Genomic DNA, 16,032 nt, shown 5'->3' on the forward strand with positions numbered 1-16,032 from the left:
GCCAGCGCTGCCGAACTGAGCGGGCGCACGACCGTGGCACGCGTCGCCCCGGTCGCATCCAACGCGACGGCGAGCGTATCGGGTACCGCCGACGGCAAGGCTTCCGCTGCCGGTGCACCCAAGCCCGCCCCGGCGCCGCATCGTCAGCCGGCCGTGAGTCCGACCGTCGCCGACGAAGCTCGCCATCGCGCGGCCATTCGCGCGCAAGGAGGAACGCCATGATGGCGCTCGACAAACATACGTGGAAGCAGCAGGTGAAACGCCTGTTCGTCGGTTTCGACAGGCCCCTGGCGCTGATCGTCTTCCTGCTGTTGTGCGTGGGACTGGTCACGCTCTATAGCGCCAGCATCGATGTGCCCGGGCGCGTCGAAGACCAGGTGCGCAACATCGTGCTGACGTTCATTCTGATGTGGCTGCTGGCGATGCTGCCCACGCAGACACTGATGAAGTTCGCGGTGCCGCTCTATACGGCCGGCGTAGCACTGCTCATTGCGGTCGCGATGTTCGGGCTGACGAAGAAAGGGGCGAAGCGCTGGCTGAACGTGGGGATGGTGATCCAGCCGTCCGAGATCATGAAGATCGCCATGCCGCTGATGCTGGCGTGGTACTTCCAGAAGCGCGAAGGCAATATTCGCTGGTTCGACTATCTGGTCGCCATGGTGTTGCTCGGCTTGCCCGTGGGGCTGATCGCCAAACAGCCTGACCTCGGCACCGGCCTGCTGGTGGCCGCCGCCGGACTTTACGTGATTTATCTGGCCGGACTGTCGTGGAAGCTCATTCTGCCGGTACTCGTCGCTGTCGTAATCGGCATCGGCACCGTTCTGGCCGTGCAGGACAAGATCTGTCAGCCGGGGGTCGAATGGTACTTCCTGCACGACTACCAGAAGCACCGTGTGTGCACGCTGCTGGACCCAACGTCGGATCCGCTCGGCAAGGGCTTCCACACGATCCAGTCGGTCATTGCCATCGGCTCGGGCGGCACAACCGGCAAGGGCTGGCTGAAGGGAACGCAGGCCCACCTCGAGTTCATTCCCGAGAAGCACACCGACTTTATTTTCGCGGTGTTTGCCGAAGAGTTCGGGCTGATCGGCGAAGCCGTGCTGCTGGTGCTGTATCTGCTGCTGGTCGCGCGCGGGCTGGTGATCGCGGCCTCCGGCGCCACCTTGTTCGGGCGCCTGTTGGCAGGGTCCGTCACGATGATCTTCTTCACCTACGCCTTCGTGAACATGGGCATGGTGAGCGGCATTCTGCCGGTGGTCGGCGTTCCGCTTCCGTTCATGAGCTACGGCGGCACCGCGCTGGTCACGCTCGGCCTGGGGATCGGCATTCTGATGAGCGTGGCGCGCGAGAAGCGCCTGATGCAAAGCTAACGGGCCGGCGCAGGGGACAGGGTGGGCGCGGGCCCCCGATTCATCGCATCGAGCTTGCCTTGGGCGGCCACGTCGCCCTGGGCGGCGGCCTTTTCGTACCATAGACGCGCACGTCCGAGATCCGGCGTCACGACGCCATAGCCCCGCTCGTAGTAGCTCGCCACGATATACTGCGACGGCAGATCGCCACCGCGCGCGGCTTTCTCGTACCAACCAAACGCTGTCTTGTAATCCTTGGGCACGCCGCGCCCGATGAAATACTCGTTGGCGATGGCCGCCTGCGCCTGCACATGGCCCTGCTTCGCCGCCTTTTCGTACCAGAGATTGGCCTGGGGAATCGATTTTCCGACGACATAGCCGTCGTCGAACATCTTGCCGTAGACGTACTGCGCCTGGGTCATGCCTGCGTTCGCCGCGCGCTCGAGCCACTGCACGGCGCCGCTCGGATCGGGCGTGCCGCCCTCGCCGTTGAGAAGCATCATGGCGTAGTCGAACTGGGCGAGACGATTGCCCTGCTCGGCCGCCCGGCGAAACTCACCGAGTGCCTGCGACTGCTGGCCCGCCTCATAGTGCTGCACGGCCTGATCGGTCAGCCCCTGGGCCGGGGCTTGCGCGGCGGCTACCGCATAAGGAATCGGCTGGCAGGCCGCCCCCACCAACGTGGCGGCGAGACCGGTGAGCAGCCGGCGCATGGCGTAAGACGTCGACATCGCGAATCTCCCGAGACAGGCTTTGGACGTATTGTGCGCCAAATGGGCAAGATGCGCCGGGGCGAATGCCGGCGCCGGTTTCGCCGCCGTGTTGACGATCGAGATCGCGTCGGCCAAGGTGAAAGCCCCGGCGTGGGGCCAGGGCTTGGATGGGCGGCAAGACGTCCGACTTACGGCTTGATATACGCGTAACCCTTCTGCTGCAAGCGCGTGAGTTCGACGACACCGGACGGCGTGAAGTCCGCGTCGAGCACAAACTGGTCCTTCTTCAGGTTGCGCTGCTTCATCGTGATTTCACACACCTCGAACTTGACGCCACGCGCATGCAACGCCGCGATCAGCGGCCCGACGGTCGCGGCATCCTTGTAGCTTTCCATCAGGAAGTCGACCCCCTTCGCGTGCGCGACGACCACGATGTCGGTATCCGGCACCGTGTCGAGCTGGTTGCGAACGTTGCGCAAAGCGGCCAGCGCCTGTTGCTCGGCGTCGTTGATGTGATACACGACCTTGTCGCGCGCGAATGCCGGTGTGGCAGGCACGGCGAATGCCGCGAACAGGAATGCGGCCAGCAAGCCGCGCAGCAGCGTCTTCATTTGTGGAGTCTCCTATTGGTTACGTGGTGTCAGCCGCATCATAGCGCGTTGGCCCGCCCCAGGGCATCGCTCGGGCCCGGCGCGCCGGGCGTCACATCCCGCACCGAATACGGCGGCGGCCCCTCCCACCCCGCGTCGGTCTGCGTCGCGGCATCGAAACAGACCACTCGCTCCTCTCGCGCCGGAACGGGCAACCGCGCAGGGCCTGCGGGTCCCGAACTCACAAAATCTGCGCGCAATTCGCCGTGATCGAGCGGCGATGCGCTTAGCTGCCGCCGTGGGGGCACGGCAGCCACCGGTCGATTCACCACCTGATCCAGGGAATGCGGATTGCCGTGCGAATCTCGCCGCCGCATTGCGACAAGCTGTACCAAGGACTGCACGTTCTGCGCAATCACGTCGCTGCCCACTGAAATTCTAGTCATGCCAACTCCTGAAATGAAAAAACCCGCCAGACTCAAGATCTGGCGGGTTGGCACTTTCGGTCAGGTGGCCACTGGCCGCCGTCGAATTCGCCGGCGGGAGTGTCGAATTCGTGGCGGCGTGGGCGTCACCCCAGCGACGGGAGGACGCAGCATCAACGAAGATCTCGCAAGCGTCGAAGCGTATTACGCCGTGACTTCCGACCAGCAGTTCGGCGTCTCGTACAGACGCAGGCGCACCAGGCGCAAGTCGCGGCCGTAATGCGCGTCAAAGACGTGGCTCAGCGTGTCGAAGGCAGCCGCCGCCAGATTCTCGACGGTCGGCACCCGGTCGAAGACCACCGTCTTGTGGTCGGGCATCGTCTCGAGAAAATTGCGCACGGCCGTGTCGCCCTCATAAACGAGGAACGCGTGGTCCCACACCGACACGAGATGCTCATTGGCCAGGGCCTTCACGTCGGCGAAGTCCATCACCATGCCATTGTCGGAGGCCCCGCTCTCGCGGCTCACTTCGCCCGCGAGCGTGATCTCGAGCACATAGCGATGCCCGTGCAGGTTGCGGCACTGGCTTCGGTGGTCGGGAATGCGGTGGCCCGCATCGAATTCGAGTTTCCGGGTAATCGTAATCACGGCAACGGCTCAGGGAATATTCAGGTATTTGTGCGTCTGCATCGACAACGACCAGCGCGGATGCGCTTTGCAATAGTCGATCGCCAACTTCGTATTCGTGTCGCGCAGCGGTCCGTCCATCGGCTGGAGGTAGAAGTACTGGAAATCGAGCGCTTCGTACTCAGCCAGACGTTGGCGATCTTGCGGCACCACAACTTTCAGCTCATCGCCGCGCGTGACGATCAGCTCGGCATCGGCCTTCGGGCTCACGCACACCCAGTCGATCCCCTCGGGGATCGCTTGCGTGCCGTTGGTCTCCACCGCGATGCGAAAGCCCTCGGCGTGCAGCGCGTCGATGAGCGGCGCGTCGAGCTGCAACAGCGGCTCACCGCCCGTGCATACGACGAACCGGTGGGCGCGCTCGCCCGCCGGCCACAACGCCACGATTTGCGCGACGAGATCGGCCGGCGTACGGTACTTGCCGCCATTCTCGCCGTCGGTGCCGATGAAGTCGGTGTCGCAGAACTGGCAGACGGCGTCCGCGCGGTCCTCTTCGCGGCCGGTCCACAGGTTGCATCCCGCAAACCGGCAGAACACCGCCGGACGTCCGGCGTTGGCGCCCTCGCCCTGCAAGGTGTAGAAGATTTCCTTTACCGCGTACGTCATGTTGCCCTCGATTCTCCCAGGATCAGACCGCGCTGCGATCGTGATCGTGACCGCGCGCGCGCCACTGCTCGAAACCGCGCTGGCGCAACTGGCAGGCCGGACATTCGCCGCATCCGTAACCCCACGCATGCAGCACGCTGCGCTCGCCCAGATAGCACGTGTGCGTGTCTTCGCGCACGGTCTCGACCAGCGCGTCGCCGCCCAGATCCTGCGCCATCTGCCACGTGTCCGCCTTGTCGATCCACATCAGCGGCGTCTCGACGATAAAACGTTGGTCCATGCCCAGATTGAGCGCGACCTGCAGCGCCTTCATGGTGTCGTCGCGGCAATCGGGGTAGCCCGAAAAATCCGTCTCGCACATGCCGCCGACCAGCACGCGCAAACCGCGTCGATACGCAATGGTCGCACCAATCGTCAGGAACAGCAGATTCCGGCCCGGCACGAAGGTGTTCGGCAGATGGTTTGCCGCCATTGCGATCGTGGTCTCGCGCGTCAGCGACGTCTCGCTGATCTGGCCCAGGATCGACAGGTCGATCATGTGATCGTCGCCGAGGCGCGGCGCCCACTGCGCAAACCGCGCGCGCAGCTTGGCCAGCACGTCGGTGCGGCATTCCAGTTCCACCCGGTGGCGCTGGCCGTAATCGAAGCCCAGCGTTTCGACGCGCGCATAGCGCGACAGTGCCCACGCGAGGCAGGTGGTCGAATCCTGTCCACCGGAGAACAGGACCAGAGCGGAATCAGTGCTTGTCGTCATGATCATGCGCTAGCAGTATCGCCCTCGCCGTCAGGGCGACGGGGGCCGGGGCACGCGCTTGCGGCCGCCCCTCGGGCAGCCCGCGTGCGGGATAGGTCACGCGATTGTGAACCGCGACGCCCGGCATGGCTATCGTCAGGGCGTGATACCCATCATCGGGCAGCGTTTTCGTTCAAACGCAAAAAGGGCTTGCGATGTACGCAAGCCCTTCGAATTTGGTGGCCTGGGTCGGAATCGAACCAACGACACGCGGATTTTCAATCCGCTGCTCTACCAACTGAGCTACCGGGCCAAGAGAAAGCGATTATAGAGACTGCCGACGCTTCGCGCAAGCCCTTCGTTGAAAAAATCCGCTGGAAAGCGGCGTCGCAGCGCGCTCGGGCGCGCCGCACCTCCGTCATGTCTTGCTCTTCGAGAGCTCCACGCCCAGTTGCTTGAGCTTGCGATACAGGTGCGTGCGCTCCAGGCCCGTTTTCTCGGCCACGCGCGTCATGCTGCCGTGCTCCTTGGCCAGATGGTAGGCGAAGTAGGCACGCTCGAACGCATCGCGCGCCTCGCGCAGCGGAACGTCGAACGAGATGTCGCCCGACATGCCCACCACCGCCCCCGCGACGCCGCCATCGAGATCGTGCGCGCCGAGCGGCGCGTGATGCACCGCCGAGCCGTTCAGGCCCCCGCCCACGTGGCGCGGTTCGCTCTCGCCGAAGACGCCCGCGTCAGGCGCGTCGTCATCGGCGGCGAATGCGCTGGGCACGCCGCCAGACAGTTCGCGTTTGCCGCGCGCGAGCCCCTGCTCCACCGCCTGCAACAGCTTCTGCAGGGCAATGGGCTTTTCGAGGAAATTGAGGGCACCGATCTTGGTCGCCTCGACGGCGGTATCGATCGTGGCGTGGCCCGACATCATGATCACGGGCATCGTCAACAACTGCTGCGCCGCCCATTCCTTGAGCAAGGTTACGCCGTCGGTATCGGGCATCCAGATATCGAGCAGCACGAGATCGGGCGTGTGCGCGGCGCGAAAGGCCCGCGCTTCCTGCGCGTTCTCCGCGACCTCCACGACATGCCCCTCGTCGCTCAGAATCTCGGAGAGCAGCTCCCGGATCCCCATTTCGTCATCCACCACCAAAATGGTTGCCATTTACGCTACCTTCGTGTGTTCTGCCGGCTTGTTGCGCGACAGTTCCTGGTCGTCAGCCAATTGAGTAAACAAGATCGAAATCTGTGCGCCTGCACTGCCTTCGCCCTCGGGTAATGGCCGGTTGCGAATGTCGATGCGCGCCTGATGCGCGTCGATGATCTTCTTGACCATCGCGAGTCCGAGTCCGGTGCCCTTCGACTTCGTGGTCACGTAGGGCTCGAATGCGCGGGTCAGAATGCGCGCCGGGAAGCCCGGCCCGTTGTCCGTGATCGTCAAGCGCACTGCCGTGCGTTTCGGTTCGCCGGGCTGCATGTCCGTTCCTGCGTATTCTACTGTCTTCGTTTCCACCGTGATAAGAGGCTTTTCGGTTGCGCTGACGGCATCTTGAGCATTCTGCAGCAGATTATGAATAACCTGACGCAATTGCGTCGAGTCGCCGCGTATCTCCGGCAGGTCCGCATCCAGATTCGGACGAATCGCGCCGCGCCCTTCATCCACCCCGTATAACGTCAGCACCTCGCCGATCAACTCGTTGAGTTGCAGCGAATGCATGATCGCTGGCGGCAGTCGCGCGTAGTCGCGGAAATCGTCGACCATGCGCTTCATGGCCGCCACCTGGTTGACGATGGTCGTCGCGCCCCGGCGCAGCACCTCGGCATCGGCCGGCGGCAGCTTGTCGGACAATTTCATTTGCAGCCGCTCGGCGGAGAGCTGGATCGGTGTGAGCGGATTCTTGATCTCGTGTGCCAGACGCCGCGCCACCTCGGCCCACGCGACCGAACGCTGTGCCGAAATCACATCGCTGATATCGTCGAACACCACGACGTAGCCGCCGCCCGCACGTGTCGGCACGCCCGCCACCGCGACCATCGGCTCCGGCAAATGCGAACCGCGCACGAGCAGCGTCACGGCATCGGTCTCGCCCGGCAGCGTCAGACCGATCTGCTGCTGCCAGTGCCCGCCCGGGCCGAGATCGGCGTTCGCATCGCGATCGGCGAACGCGCGACGCAGCGTCTCACCAAACTCCACCAACGCCGGAATATGCGCGGGCGAGCGGTTCAGCTCACCCTGCAAGCTCTGCTTGAAGATGCGTTCGGCGCCGGCATTGGCCGTCGTCAGGCGGAAGTCGCGGTCGAAGACGAACACGCCGGCCGTGAGGCTCGACAGAATACTCTCCAAGTGCGCCTTCGAACTTTCAAGCGCCAGCCGATTGCGCTCGACCGTGGCGCGCGCGTCGGACAACTGACGCGTCATGGCATTGAACGCCTGCGTCAGGAAGCCCAGTTCGTCGTTGGTGCGCATTTCCCCTTTCGGCGACAAATCGCCTGCCGCGACTTCCTGCGTGCCGCGTGCCAGCAAGAAAAGCGGCCGCGCGAGCTGGTTGCCGAGTGCCAGCGCGAGCATCATCGCCACGAACGTGGCGAGGAACAGCGACAGCGTCAGCGTGCCGATATACATCTTTCGCAGGCCCGTGCGGCCCAGCGCCTTTTCCTGATATTCGCGATAGGCGCTCTGCACCGCCTCGGCGTTCTGCGCAAGATTGGCCGGCACCAGTTGCGTGACTTGCAGGAAACGCTCTTCGTCTTGCAATGACGACGTGTACCCGGAAGGAATGCGGATCACCACGCGCCAGCGCAATTGATCTCGTGCCTGATGCTTGTCGTAGCCCTCGCTGCCGCCTTCGATGGCCGTATAGCCGCGCGACTGCGTGCGCGCCTGACGCAGCATGAGCGGCGTCGGCAGATCCGGCACCAGCGCATTGAAGCTGCCAGACGCCGACGCGAGCACACGCCCATTGCCGTCGACGATGGTCGCGTCTTGCAGGCCGAACTGGTCACGCATGCGCAGCAGCGCGAGCGTTCCCCCCTTGTCGCCGCTCGACGCAAGGTTGTCGGCCACGAGTTGCGCCTTGGCGCTGAGGTCCGACAGACCGTTGTTGAGGATGGCGCGTCCGAGTTCGAGTCCGGAGTCGAGCGCCGTCTCGACGCGCACGTCGAACCACGACTCGATGCTGCGCGAGACGAACTGCAGCGACACCAGATAGATGATGCCGCCCGGCAGCACCCCCACCAGCGCGAAGAAGATGGCCAGCTTGGCGAGAAGTCGCGTGCCGAAGCGTCGCTCGCGCAGCCGCGCAAGAATGATCCAGACGAGCGCACCGACGATGAAGACGAAGATGATCGCCACCGCGATGTTCGCCGTGTAGAGCAGCGAATAGTAGCGATCGAAGAATTCGGTATTGGCCGATGCCAGCGCAAGCAGGCCGAACAGCCCGATGGCCACGAGCGCCATCGTGACGATCAGCGTGCGAATGACGATGCGCTTGAGCAGGCCGCCGCCGTTACTTGACACGGGCGACTCCGGGCGGCAGCGCCGCGCTGAAGGCAAGTGGCAAATGGCCCCTCAGACGGAACGCATGATTCACGGGGTCGAGCGGCGTGCTCGTCGCTACGACCGGGAGCGCCGGAGCGCTGGCCGCCGCCGACGGTGGCGCGGGCGAGAACATGAAGCGCGCCCAGTCGGAGCTGAGATTCCAGTCGCGATTGTTGACCGCGTCGATCTGGAACGGCTTGGGCATCAGCGCATTGTCGAGCCGCATGCGTACCGAGGCCTGATATTGCGTGCCAGGTTTGACGACGCCCTTCTCGATGACGCGCCAACCGCTCACATTGCGCACGAGCGCGAGCGCCTCGCGCAACGAGCCGAAGCCAAGCTGCAATCCGCTGTTGCTGCTGTTCCCACTATTGCTGGAGACGCGATACTGACGCGTGAGCGGCTGGAACCACAACCGCACGCTCTGCGACGTGGTCACGACCTTCTCGTCGAACCAGTACCAGCGAGAGCGAGTGAGTTCGAAGTCGGTTGTGAAATAGAGCGAGATGCCGCGATTGACCGCGTCCTCCAGGCTGCTGTTGAGCTCAAAGGCAAAGCGCGCGTCGAGCAACCAGCCGCCCTCGGACGGCTCGAGCCGCGCTTCGCGCACCTGGATGTCATTTTCGGCGCGCGCGGGCGCAGCGAAGCCGAGCGCAAAAACGCACAGCAGCAGCGGCAGCAAACTGGCCAGTAGCCGTTGGGAAAAGGTCACCGTTTCTGGAAGCGAGCGTAATAGAAGCCGTCGTGGGCGCCGCCAGGGGTCATCAGCAATTGCCCGGGAGCGTCCAATCGTACCGCATCTGTGCGAATACGTTCAAACCATTGCGCTTGCTGCTCATTTTCCGCCGGGAAGATCGAGCACGTCGCATAGATCAACTCGCCGCCCACGGCCAACGTGTCCCAGAGCGCCAGCAAAATGCGCCGCTGCTCTTCGACCAGGGCCGCAATGTCGGCCCGGCGACGCAGCCAGCGAATATCCGGATGACGCCGCACGATGCCGGACGCCGAACACGGCACGTCCGCCAGAATGCGATCGAACGGCATGCCGTCCCAGCCGCCGCCAGACCACTTCGACGGTGTGCCGGCGTCGCCGATCCGCACGTCCGCACTGAGTCCCAGGCGCTCGAGGTTTTCGTAGATGCGCGGCACGCGCAGGCGATCCGACTCGAGCGCCGTGACTTGCACGTCGGCCATTTCCAGCAAATGGCCGGTCTTGCCGCCGGGGGCGGCGCACGCGTCCAGCACCCTCATGCCGGCACGCGGTGACTCGCCCAGCACGAGCGGCGCGGCCAGTTGTGCCCCGGCGTCCTGCACCGACACCCATCCGTCGGCAAAACCGGGCAGACGGTCCACCGGCACGGCTTGCGCGAGCCGCAACGCGACCGGACCGATGATCTCGGCGTCCATGCCCGCCGCCGCCAGACTTGCCTGCATGGCGGCCACACTGACGCGACGTGTGTTCACGCGCAGCGTCATCGGCCCGCGGCTGTCGCCGGCGGCAAGCAACGTCTCCCATTGATCGGGATAGCCTGCGCGCACGGTGTCGATCCACCACGCGGGGTAGTTCCAGCGGGCTTCGGGCTGCTTCGCGATCTCGGCCATCAGGCGCTCGCGCTCGCGCAGGAAGCGACGCAGCACAGCGTTGGCCAACCCCTTCGCGGCGACGGTGCGACGCTGCACGGCAATCGCCTCCACGGCCTGGTCGACGACCGTAAATTCGGTGTACGCAGCATCCTCGGCGGCGTCTTGCAGCAACGCCAATGCGCACAGCAGGATGTCGCGCACGCGCGCTTGCAGTGCGGGCTTGACGAGCAAGGCGAGCAACGCGCGGCTGCTGCCCAGCCGGCGCACGGCGCGGTAAGCGAGATCTTGTGCGGCGGCCCGCACGGTCGGTGCGCATTGCGTGGTGGCCTGGGCCAGCGCTTGCGGCAATGCGGTGCCCTTCTGGACGGATTCGAGGGCCTGCGCGGCGCGCTGCAGCGCATAGGCCAGGGATTCGGTGGGCAGACTCGATTGCGGCATGGGCTTTCTACAAACGAACATGCCCGCGCGACGGCGGGCATGGGAGATATCGGACGGCTGTCGGGCCACAGAATAGCAGACTGGTGATGCGCGCCGGACGGTGACGCCCGCGCCGGCGGGCGAGGCCATGGCCGGCGAGCTCAGGCCTCACTTTCGTGCATGCGGCGCGCGATCAGGCCGGATACTGCCCGGTGCGCGCCATCTCCATCAGTCGGGCGACGCGCTCCTCGGTCGCCGGGTGTGTCGAGAACAAATTCGCGATCGCGCCGCCGGACAGCGGGTTCATGATCATCATCTGCGCCGTGGCCGGATGCTGCTCGGCCGCCTCGAACGGAATACCCTGCGCATAACGATGAATCTTGTCGAGCGCCATCGCCAGCGACTGCGGGTCGCCGGAGATTTCCGCGCCGCCGCGGTCCGCCTCGAATTCACGCGCGCGCGAAATCGCCATCTGGATCAGCGAGGCGGCCAACGGCGCGAGGATCGCCACGGCAATGCTCGCGATCGGATTGGAGGGGCGGCCGTTCTCGTCGCGCCCACCGAAGAACATGGCGAAGTTGGCGAGCGCGGAAATCGCACCGGCCATCGTGGCGGAAATCGTCGAAATGAGAATGTCGCGATGTTTCACGTGCGCCAGCTCATGCGCCATCACGCCGCGCAGCTCTCGATCGGAGAGCACACGCAAAATGCCGGTCGTGGCAGCCACGGCCGCGTTCTCGGGATTGCGCCCGGTCGCGAACGCGTTGGGCGCGTCCTCGTTGATCAGGTAGACCTTCGGCATCGGCAGCCCGGCACGCTGCGACAACTCGCGCACCATGTTGTAAAACTGCGGTGCGCTCGTCTCGTCGACTTGCTGCGCGTTGTACATGCGCAGCACCATCTTGTCCGAGAACCAGTAGGAAAAGAAATTCATCGCCAGCGCGAACGCCAGCGCGAGCATCATGCCCTGCCTGCCGCCGATCATGCCGCCCACCACCATGAACAACGCGGTGATGGCCGCCATCAGCAGGGTGGTCTTCATCCAATTGAACATGGTGTTCTCCTCTGCAAATCTTGATGACCCGAGGAAACCACGCACTTTGCGTGTCCTCGGGCGTTAGATGGTGCCGGTCGTCAAAAATTCAACGGCAGCGGCGTTCGCATCGATACTTTTCAGACGTTCGCTGGAATTTCCCGCCAATTCCGTGACGTTTTACGATTTTTCCGTACGGTTTCAATGAACAGAACGGTCGATTCGGTCGATATTACTTCGCCGGCGGGTGGCCTGCCGCGAAAACATCGCCGGGCGCCAGTGCGAACCCCGCAAGGAATTCACGTACCGGCAGACGTTTGCCGCCCGGCTTCTGGCACTCGGTCACATGAAGCGCGCCCGCCCCGCATGCGACGACGATCGCGTCGGCGCTCACGTCGAGAACGGTGCCGGGGGCAGCCCCCGGCTTGCCCGCCACGGCGCACGCGCGCCACAGCTTGACGGGGGTGTCGTGCACTGTGCCGAGCGCCCCCGGGAAAGGATCGAACGCCCGGACCTGGCGCGCCAGTCCCTCGGCGGGTTTGCGCCAATCGAGCACCGCTTCCTGCTTGGCGATCTTTTCCGCGTAGGTCACCCCGGCGTCGGGCTGGGCAACACTCGGCAGATGCCCGTCGCGCGCGAGCTGACGCAAGGCGTCGACGATCAACTTGCCGCCAAGCGCCGCCATGCGGTCGTGCAGCGTCGCCGTGGTGTCGTCCGGGCGGATGGGCTCGGCCTCGCGCAGAATCATCGCGCCGGTGTCGAGGCCGGCGTCCATCTGCATGATAGTGATGCCGGTCTCGGCGTCGCCCGCCTCGATGGCACGATGGATCGGCGCCGCACCGCGCCAGCGCGGCAACAACGAGCCATGGATGTTCAGGCACCCGTATCGAGGCAGATCGAGCACTTCCTGCGGCAGGATCAGGCCGTAAGCGGCCACGACCATGACATCGGGTGCCAGCGCGCGCAGTTGTTCGATGGCGGCCGCGGCTTCCTCCGGAAACTTGCCGTTACGGCGCAGCGACGACGGCTGCGACACCGGCATGCCATGCGTCTGGGCGTATCGTTTGACCGGACTGGCGTGCAGCTTCATGCCGCGACCGGCCGGACGATCCGGCTGAGTGAGCACCAACTCGACAGGGAAGTCAGCGGCGTCGATGGCGGCAAGCGCGGTTTGTGCGAATTCCGGCGTACCGGCGAAGACGATGCGAAGCGTCATGACGAACTTCCTTGGGCTAACGCGATAACTTATTTGACGGTGCCGGCGGCGGACGCGGCCACCGCAGTCGAAGGCGCCACGAAGGCGCGGAAGCGCTCGTTGGTATCGCCTGCACGGCCGCCCCGCCAGATCTCTCGCCAGCCGTCCGGCGCGGGGATGCGCGCGTTGGCCTTGTCGAGCACCAGCAGCACGTCGCAGCGCGACGCATCCGCCAGATCCGGAAGCTGTACCGGACGCACGTCGATGAAATAGTCGAGCATGGCGCGCTCCGACTCGCCGACGTTGAACGACCCGACGCATCGGGTCGCCAATGGCGTGCCATGTGGCGCCGCATGGGCAAGCGACTCACGCAGTCCCTCGAACGGCGTGCGGTAGCTGCGAGCCTCGTTGATCCAGGGCAGCAACAGCGTGGAAAGCGTTCCCCAGACGAACATCAGCCCGGCGAAACCGAAGACCAGGGCACCGAGCTGACGGCGGTGCACGATGGCACTCACCCACAACGCGGCGACGACAACCGCCGCGAGCACCAGCCCCGGCGAGAACGGCAGCACGTAATCGAGGGGCAGCCACTTGCCGATCGGGCCCGCGGCGACGTGCCCGTTCCCGGTCAGTTGCAGCCCCCAACGCACCCAGAGGAACAGTCCCAGCGCACTCATGAGCACGAGCGCCACGCCCGACCACGCCTTCTCGAGCCACGTTGGCAAGCGTGCGTTCGCACCCAGCACCGCGATAGCCGGAAAGAGCGGCAACATATAGATGTCGCGAATGGCCGACGACGCGACGAGCGTCGCCACGAACAAGCCGGCGTACAGCCAGAGCATGGCCTGCTCCGGAAAATCGATCACGTAACGCCGTAACCCGCCGCCCTGTCGCAGTTGCGCGATCAGCGCGCCCAGCGCGAGCCAGCCCGCCGGAAAGGTCAGCCCGATCAGGCTCGCGAGATCGCTGCCATAGGTCGTGCGTTCTCCGCCGAGATGGACAAAGCCGAAGAACCGACCGAAGTTGTTATCCCAGAACCACTCAATGAAAAGTGGCTCCGAGGCATGCCAGAACAACGCAGGCCAGATCACCAGCCACGGCAGCGACGCCAGCACCGCCCAGCCGAGCGCCCCCGCATAGCGGCGCGTACGATACGCCGGCACGGCGAGCACGACCAGTGCGGTGAGACCCAGCACACCGGGCACCAGCAGGCCCTTGCTCAGAAAGGCAATACCGGCGCCCGTGCCGAACAGGAGTCCCCACAAGCGCGACGAGTTCTCGGCTTTGGCCAAGCGGGCCAGCGCCGCCAGCGCGAGCGCGGCGCCTGCAAGTTGCGGCACATCCGCCGTCAGTTTGTGAATGTTCTCGATGGCCCCGAAGCTGCCGACCATGAGCATGGGCGCGAGCCAGTTGAATGTGTCCGTATTTTGCGTATCCGCAGGGCCGTAGAGGCGTTGCGCCAGCCGGCCGACACAGATCACCGCAATGACCAGCCAGGCGAGCACCGCGAGCTGGGCCGCATCGAAGACCGGCAGCACACCGGACGCCAGCCGAGCGAAGAACGCGCCCGTCCAGTACATCACGGGGGGCTTCTCCACGAACGGATCGGCGGCCACGTGCGGCACGACCAGATCGTGGCCGCGAAAGAAGTTGAGCACCATGCCGACGGAATACGGCTCGTCGGCTTTCCAGGGGTCGCGGTCGAACAGGCCCGCCAGCAGGAAGGCAAACAGGAGCGCGGCGCTCAGCCAGTAGATCGTGCGGGTGCGGGAGGACGACGAAGCGATGGCGATGGACATCTCGGCAAACAGTCGGGAGTTGGCCCGACGGCAGACGTTCGATGACGCCCCGTCGCAGCGGCAGAAAGCGGACACACGCGTCCGCGAGCGCTGCAAGTATAGAGGACTTTACCGGCCGCGCCCACGCTGGGCGCCGCCGGAGTGGTTCAGGCGCGTTCGACCTGTTTTTTCATCTTTTGCTTGATGCGGTTGCGCTTGAGCGGCGAGAGATACTCGACGAACACGCGGCCCTTGAGGTGATCCATCTCGTGCTGGATGCACACGGCGAGCAGGCCGTCGGCGTCCAGTTCGAACGCCTCACCCTGCTCGTTCAGGGCGCGCACGCGCACGCGGTCGGCGCGCTCGACTTCGTCATAGATGCCGGGCACCGAGAGGCAGCCCTCTTCATAAACCTTCTGTTCGTCGCTGCGCCAGACGATCTCGGGATTGATGAACACGCGCAATTCGTCGCGCGTTTCCGAGAGATCCATCACGATGACTTGCTCGTGCACGTCGATCTGCGTGGCCGCGAGGCCAATGCCGGGGGCGTCGTACATGGTCTCGGCCATGTCCTTGACGAGCTTGCGGATCCGATCGTCGACCTTGGCAACCGGCTTGGCCACCTTGTGCAGACGCGGATCGGGATATTGAAGAATTGTCAGTAATGCCATGATGAAAACGGGAATTCGCCGCATTGCCCTGCGAGTGGCCGTGAACGCACAATCCTGCGATGGCAGCTGCGTCGCGATGCTCGCGCCGCAGGGGATATCCGCCTTGGCCCCCCGGTCAATGCTTACCGGATGATGAAAAATTTTAGCATAGCGCCCCTCTCGACGCTGACGGCGGGCCACGCGCGACCCGCCCGAGCCTCTTGCGCCGAGCCCTGTCCCGAGGCCCGTTCTGACGTCATGTCCCGCGAAAGCGCCCTTCACACCGACGCCACGCACGATAGCCCTCATATCGGGGCCGACCGCGCGGAAATCAAGGACTGGCTGCGGCTGTGCCACACGCCCGGGGTACCCCCGGCTGCGGTACGGCGTCTGCTGAGGGCATTCGGGGTGCCTGAAGCGATCTTCCGGGCGTCGCGCGCCAGGCTCGCTGGCGTGCTGCCGGACACGCTCGTGGACAGGCTGCTCGCGCCGATGTCCGCCGAGTTGACGGCACAGATCGCCGGTACCGTCGACTGGGCCAGTCGTCCCGGGTGTGCGGTCGTCACGTTGTCCGAGCCGGCCTACCCGCGTGAGCTGCTGACGCTTGGCGACGCCCCCCCAATCCTGTATTGCCGCGGCGATGCCGGTCTGCCAAACCGCGCCGGGGCCATTGCGGCGGCGCTTGTCGGCAGCCGCCGCGCCACGCCGCAGGGACGCGACAACGCGCGACACTTCGCCCG

Annotated in this window: 14 protein-coding genes, 1 tRNA gene and 2 pseudogenes; 3 read left to right on the forward strand and 14 right to left on the reverse strand. The window is 65.0% G+C overall.

The window, feature by feature from the left end:
• A pseudogene (locus tag A985_RS23985) lies at window positions 1-222 on the forward strand (DUF2242 domain-containing protein); the annotation flags it as partial.
• Window positions 222-1,370 (forward strand): rod shape-determining protein RodA, encoded by a 1,149-nt coding sequence (gene rodA / locus A985_RS0103175; RefSeq protein ID WP_017231975.1) that lies wholly within the window; start codon window positions 222-224, stop codon window positions 1,368-1,370. The pseudogene A985_RS23985 and the gene rodA, both read left to right, overlap by 1 nt.
• On the opposite strand, the gene A985_RS23990 is transcribed toward rodA, so the two are convergent.
• From A985_RS23990 to def, 14 genes and pseudogenes are all read right to left on the reverse strand, one after another.
• Window positions 1,367-2,080: a tetratricopeptide repeat protein gene (locus tag A985_RS23990; RefSeq protein WP_157211336.1), complete on the reverse strand. Its 714-nt coding sequence runs from the start codon at window positions 2,078-2,080 to the stop codon at window positions 1,367-1,369. The two genes, rodA and A985_RS23990, sit on opposite strands and share 4 nt — an antisense overlap.
• 170 nt (window positions 2,081-2,250) lie before the next feature.
• The gene (locus tag A985_RS0103185; protein WP_017231977.1) at window positions 2,251-2,673 is read right to left on the reverse strand and encodes a DsrE family protein; all 423 of its coding nucleotides are present in this window, start codon (window positions 2,671-2,673) and stop codon (window positions 2,251-2,253) included.
• 608 nt (window positions 2,674-3,281) lie between these two features.
• The gene (gene queD / locus A985_RS0103195; RefSeq protein WP_017231979.1) at window positions 3,282-3,725 is read right to left on the reverse strand and encodes a 6-carboxytetrahydropterin synthase QueD; all 444 of its coding nucleotides are present in this window, start codon (window positions 3,723-3,725) and stop codon (window positions 3,282-3,284) included.
• 9 nt (window positions 3,726-3,734) lie between these two features.
• A complete protein-coding gene (gene queE / locus A985_RS0103200; RefSeq protein ID WP_017231980.1) occupies window positions 3,735-4,370 on the reverse strand; it encodes a 7-carboxy-7-deazaguanine synthase in 636 nt (211 codons plus the stop codon).
• Between the two features lie 22 nt (window positions 4,371-4,392).
• Complete coding sequence (queC, locus tag A985_RS0103205; protein WP_017231981.1) at window positions 4,393-5,130, reverse strand: 7-cyano-7-deazaguanine synthase QueC; 738 nt, start codon at window positions 5,128-5,130, stop codon at window positions 4,393-4,395.
• Window positions 5,131-5,340: 210 nt separating this feature from the next.
• Window positions 5,341-5,416: transfer RNA gene (locus A985_RS0103210), tRNA-Phe, on the reverse strand.
• Between the two features lie 105 nt (window positions 5,417-5,521).
• Window positions 5,522-6,262, reverse strand: coding sequence for a response regulator (locus A985_RS0103215; protein WP_017231982.1), 741 nt, complete (start codon window positions 6,260-6,262; stop codon window positions 5,522-5,524).
• Window positions 6,263-8,554: a PAS domain-containing sensor histidine kinase gene (locus A985_RS0103220; RefSeq protein ID WP_083902179.1), complete on the reverse strand. Its 2,292-nt coding sequence runs from the start codon at window positions 8,552-8,554 to the stop codon at window positions 6,263-6,265.
• A gap of 199 nt (window positions 8,555-8,753) precedes the next feature.
• Window positions 8,754-9,347: pseudogene (locus A985_RS23995) on the reverse strand (DUF4390 domain-containing protein); the annotation flags it as partial.
• On the reverse strand, window positions 9,344-10,657 hold the full coding sequence (gene rsmB, locus A985_RS0103230) for a 16S rRNA (cytosine(967)-C(5))-methyltransferase RsmB (protein WP_017231985.1): 1,314 nt from the start codon (window positions 10,655-10,657) through the stop codon (window positions 9,344-9,346). The gene rsmB and the pseudogene A985_RS23995, both read right to left, overlap by 4 nt.
• A 172-nt stretch (window positions 10,658-10,829) precedes the next feature.
• Window positions 10,830-11,690, reverse strand: a complete 861-nt coding sequence (gene htpX, locus A985_RS0103235) for a zinc metalloprotease HtpX (protein ID WP_017231986.1) — start codon at window positions 11,688-11,690, stop codon at window positions 10,830-10,832.
• Window positions 11,691-11,901: 211 nt separating this feature from the next.
• A complete protein-coding gene (fmt, locus tag A985_RS0103240; protein ID WP_017231988.1) occupies window positions 11,902-12,885 on the reverse strand; it encodes a methionyl-tRNA formyltransferase in 984 nt (327 codons plus the stop codon).
• A 29-nt stretch (window positions 12,886-12,914) separates the two neighbouring features.
• Window positions 12,915-14,663 (reverse strand): glycosyltransferase family 39 protein, encoded by a 1,749-nt coding sequence (locus A985_RS24000; RefSeq protein WP_017231989.1) that lies wholly within the window; start codon window positions 14,661-14,663, stop codon window positions 12,915-12,917.
• Window positions 14,664-14,809: 146 nt separating this feature from the next.
• Complete coding sequence (def, locus tag A985_RS0103250; protein WP_026131609.1) at window positions 14,810-15,313, reverse strand: peptide deformylase; 504 nt, start codon at window positions 15,311-15,313, stop codon at window positions 14,810-14,812.
• 237 nt (window positions 15,314-15,550) lie between these two features.
• On the opposite strand from def, the gene A985_RS0103255 reads away from it, so the two are divergent.
• Window positions 15,551-16,032: DNA-processing protein DprA (locus A985_RS0103255; RefSeq protein ID WP_017231991.1), on the forward strand; the 482-nt coding region annotated here is incomplete at its 3' end.

This window comes from Pandoraea sp. B-6 (genome assembly GCF_000282835.1).
Lineage (GTDB): Bacteria > Pseudomonadota > Gammaproteobacteria > Burkholderiales > Burkholderiaceae > Pandoraea > Pandoraea cepalis.

Bases quoted from the DNA above. Each gene is read 5' to 3' on its own strand.
- rodA (WP_017231975.1), top strand. From the start codon at position 222: ATGGCGCTCGACAAACATACGTGGAAGCAGCAGGTGAAACGCCTGTTC.
- A985_RS23990 (WP_157211336.1), bottom strand. From the start codon at position 2,080: ATGTCGACGTCTTACGCCATGCGCCGGCTGCTCACCGGTCTCGCCGCC.
- A985_RS0103185 (WP_017231977.1), bottom strand. From the start codon at position 2,673: ATGAAGACGCTGCTGCGCGGCTTGCTGGCCGCATTCCTGTTCGCGGCA.
- queE (WP_017231980.1), bottom strand. From the start codon at position 4,370: ATGACGTACGCGGTAAAGGAAATCTTCTACACCTTGCAGGGCGAGGGC.
- queC (WP_017231981.1), bottom strand. From the start codon at position 5,130: ATGATCATGACGACAAGCACTGATTCCGCTCTGGTCCTGTTCTCCGGT.
- A985_RS0103215 (WP_017231982.1), bottom strand. From the start codon at position 6,262: ATGGCAACCATTTTGGTGGTGGATGACGAAATGGGGATCCGGGAGCTG.
- A985_RS0103220 (WP_083902179.1), bottom strand. From the start codon at position 8,554: ATGGCGCTCGTGGCCATCGGGCTGTTCGGCCTGCTTGCGCTGGCATCG.
- rsmB (WP_017231985.1), bottom strand. From the start codon at position 10,657: ATGCCGCAATCGAGTCTGCCCACCGAATCCCTGGCCTATGCGCTGCAG.
- htpX (WP_017231986.1), bottom strand. From the start codon at position 11,690: ATGTTCAATTGGATGAAGACCACCCTGCTGATGGCGGCCATCACCGCG.
- fmt (WP_017231988.1), bottom strand. From the start codon at position 12,885: ATGACGCTTCGCATCGTCTTCGCCGGTACGCCGGAATTCGCACAAACC.
- A985_RS24000 (WP_017231989.1), bottom strand. From the start codon at position 14,663: ATGTCCATCGCCATCGCTTCGTCGTCCTCCCGCACCCGCACGATCTAC.
- def (WP_026131609.1), bottom strand. From the start codon at position 15,313: ATGGCATTACTGACAATTCTTCAATATCCCGATCCGCGTCTGCACAAG.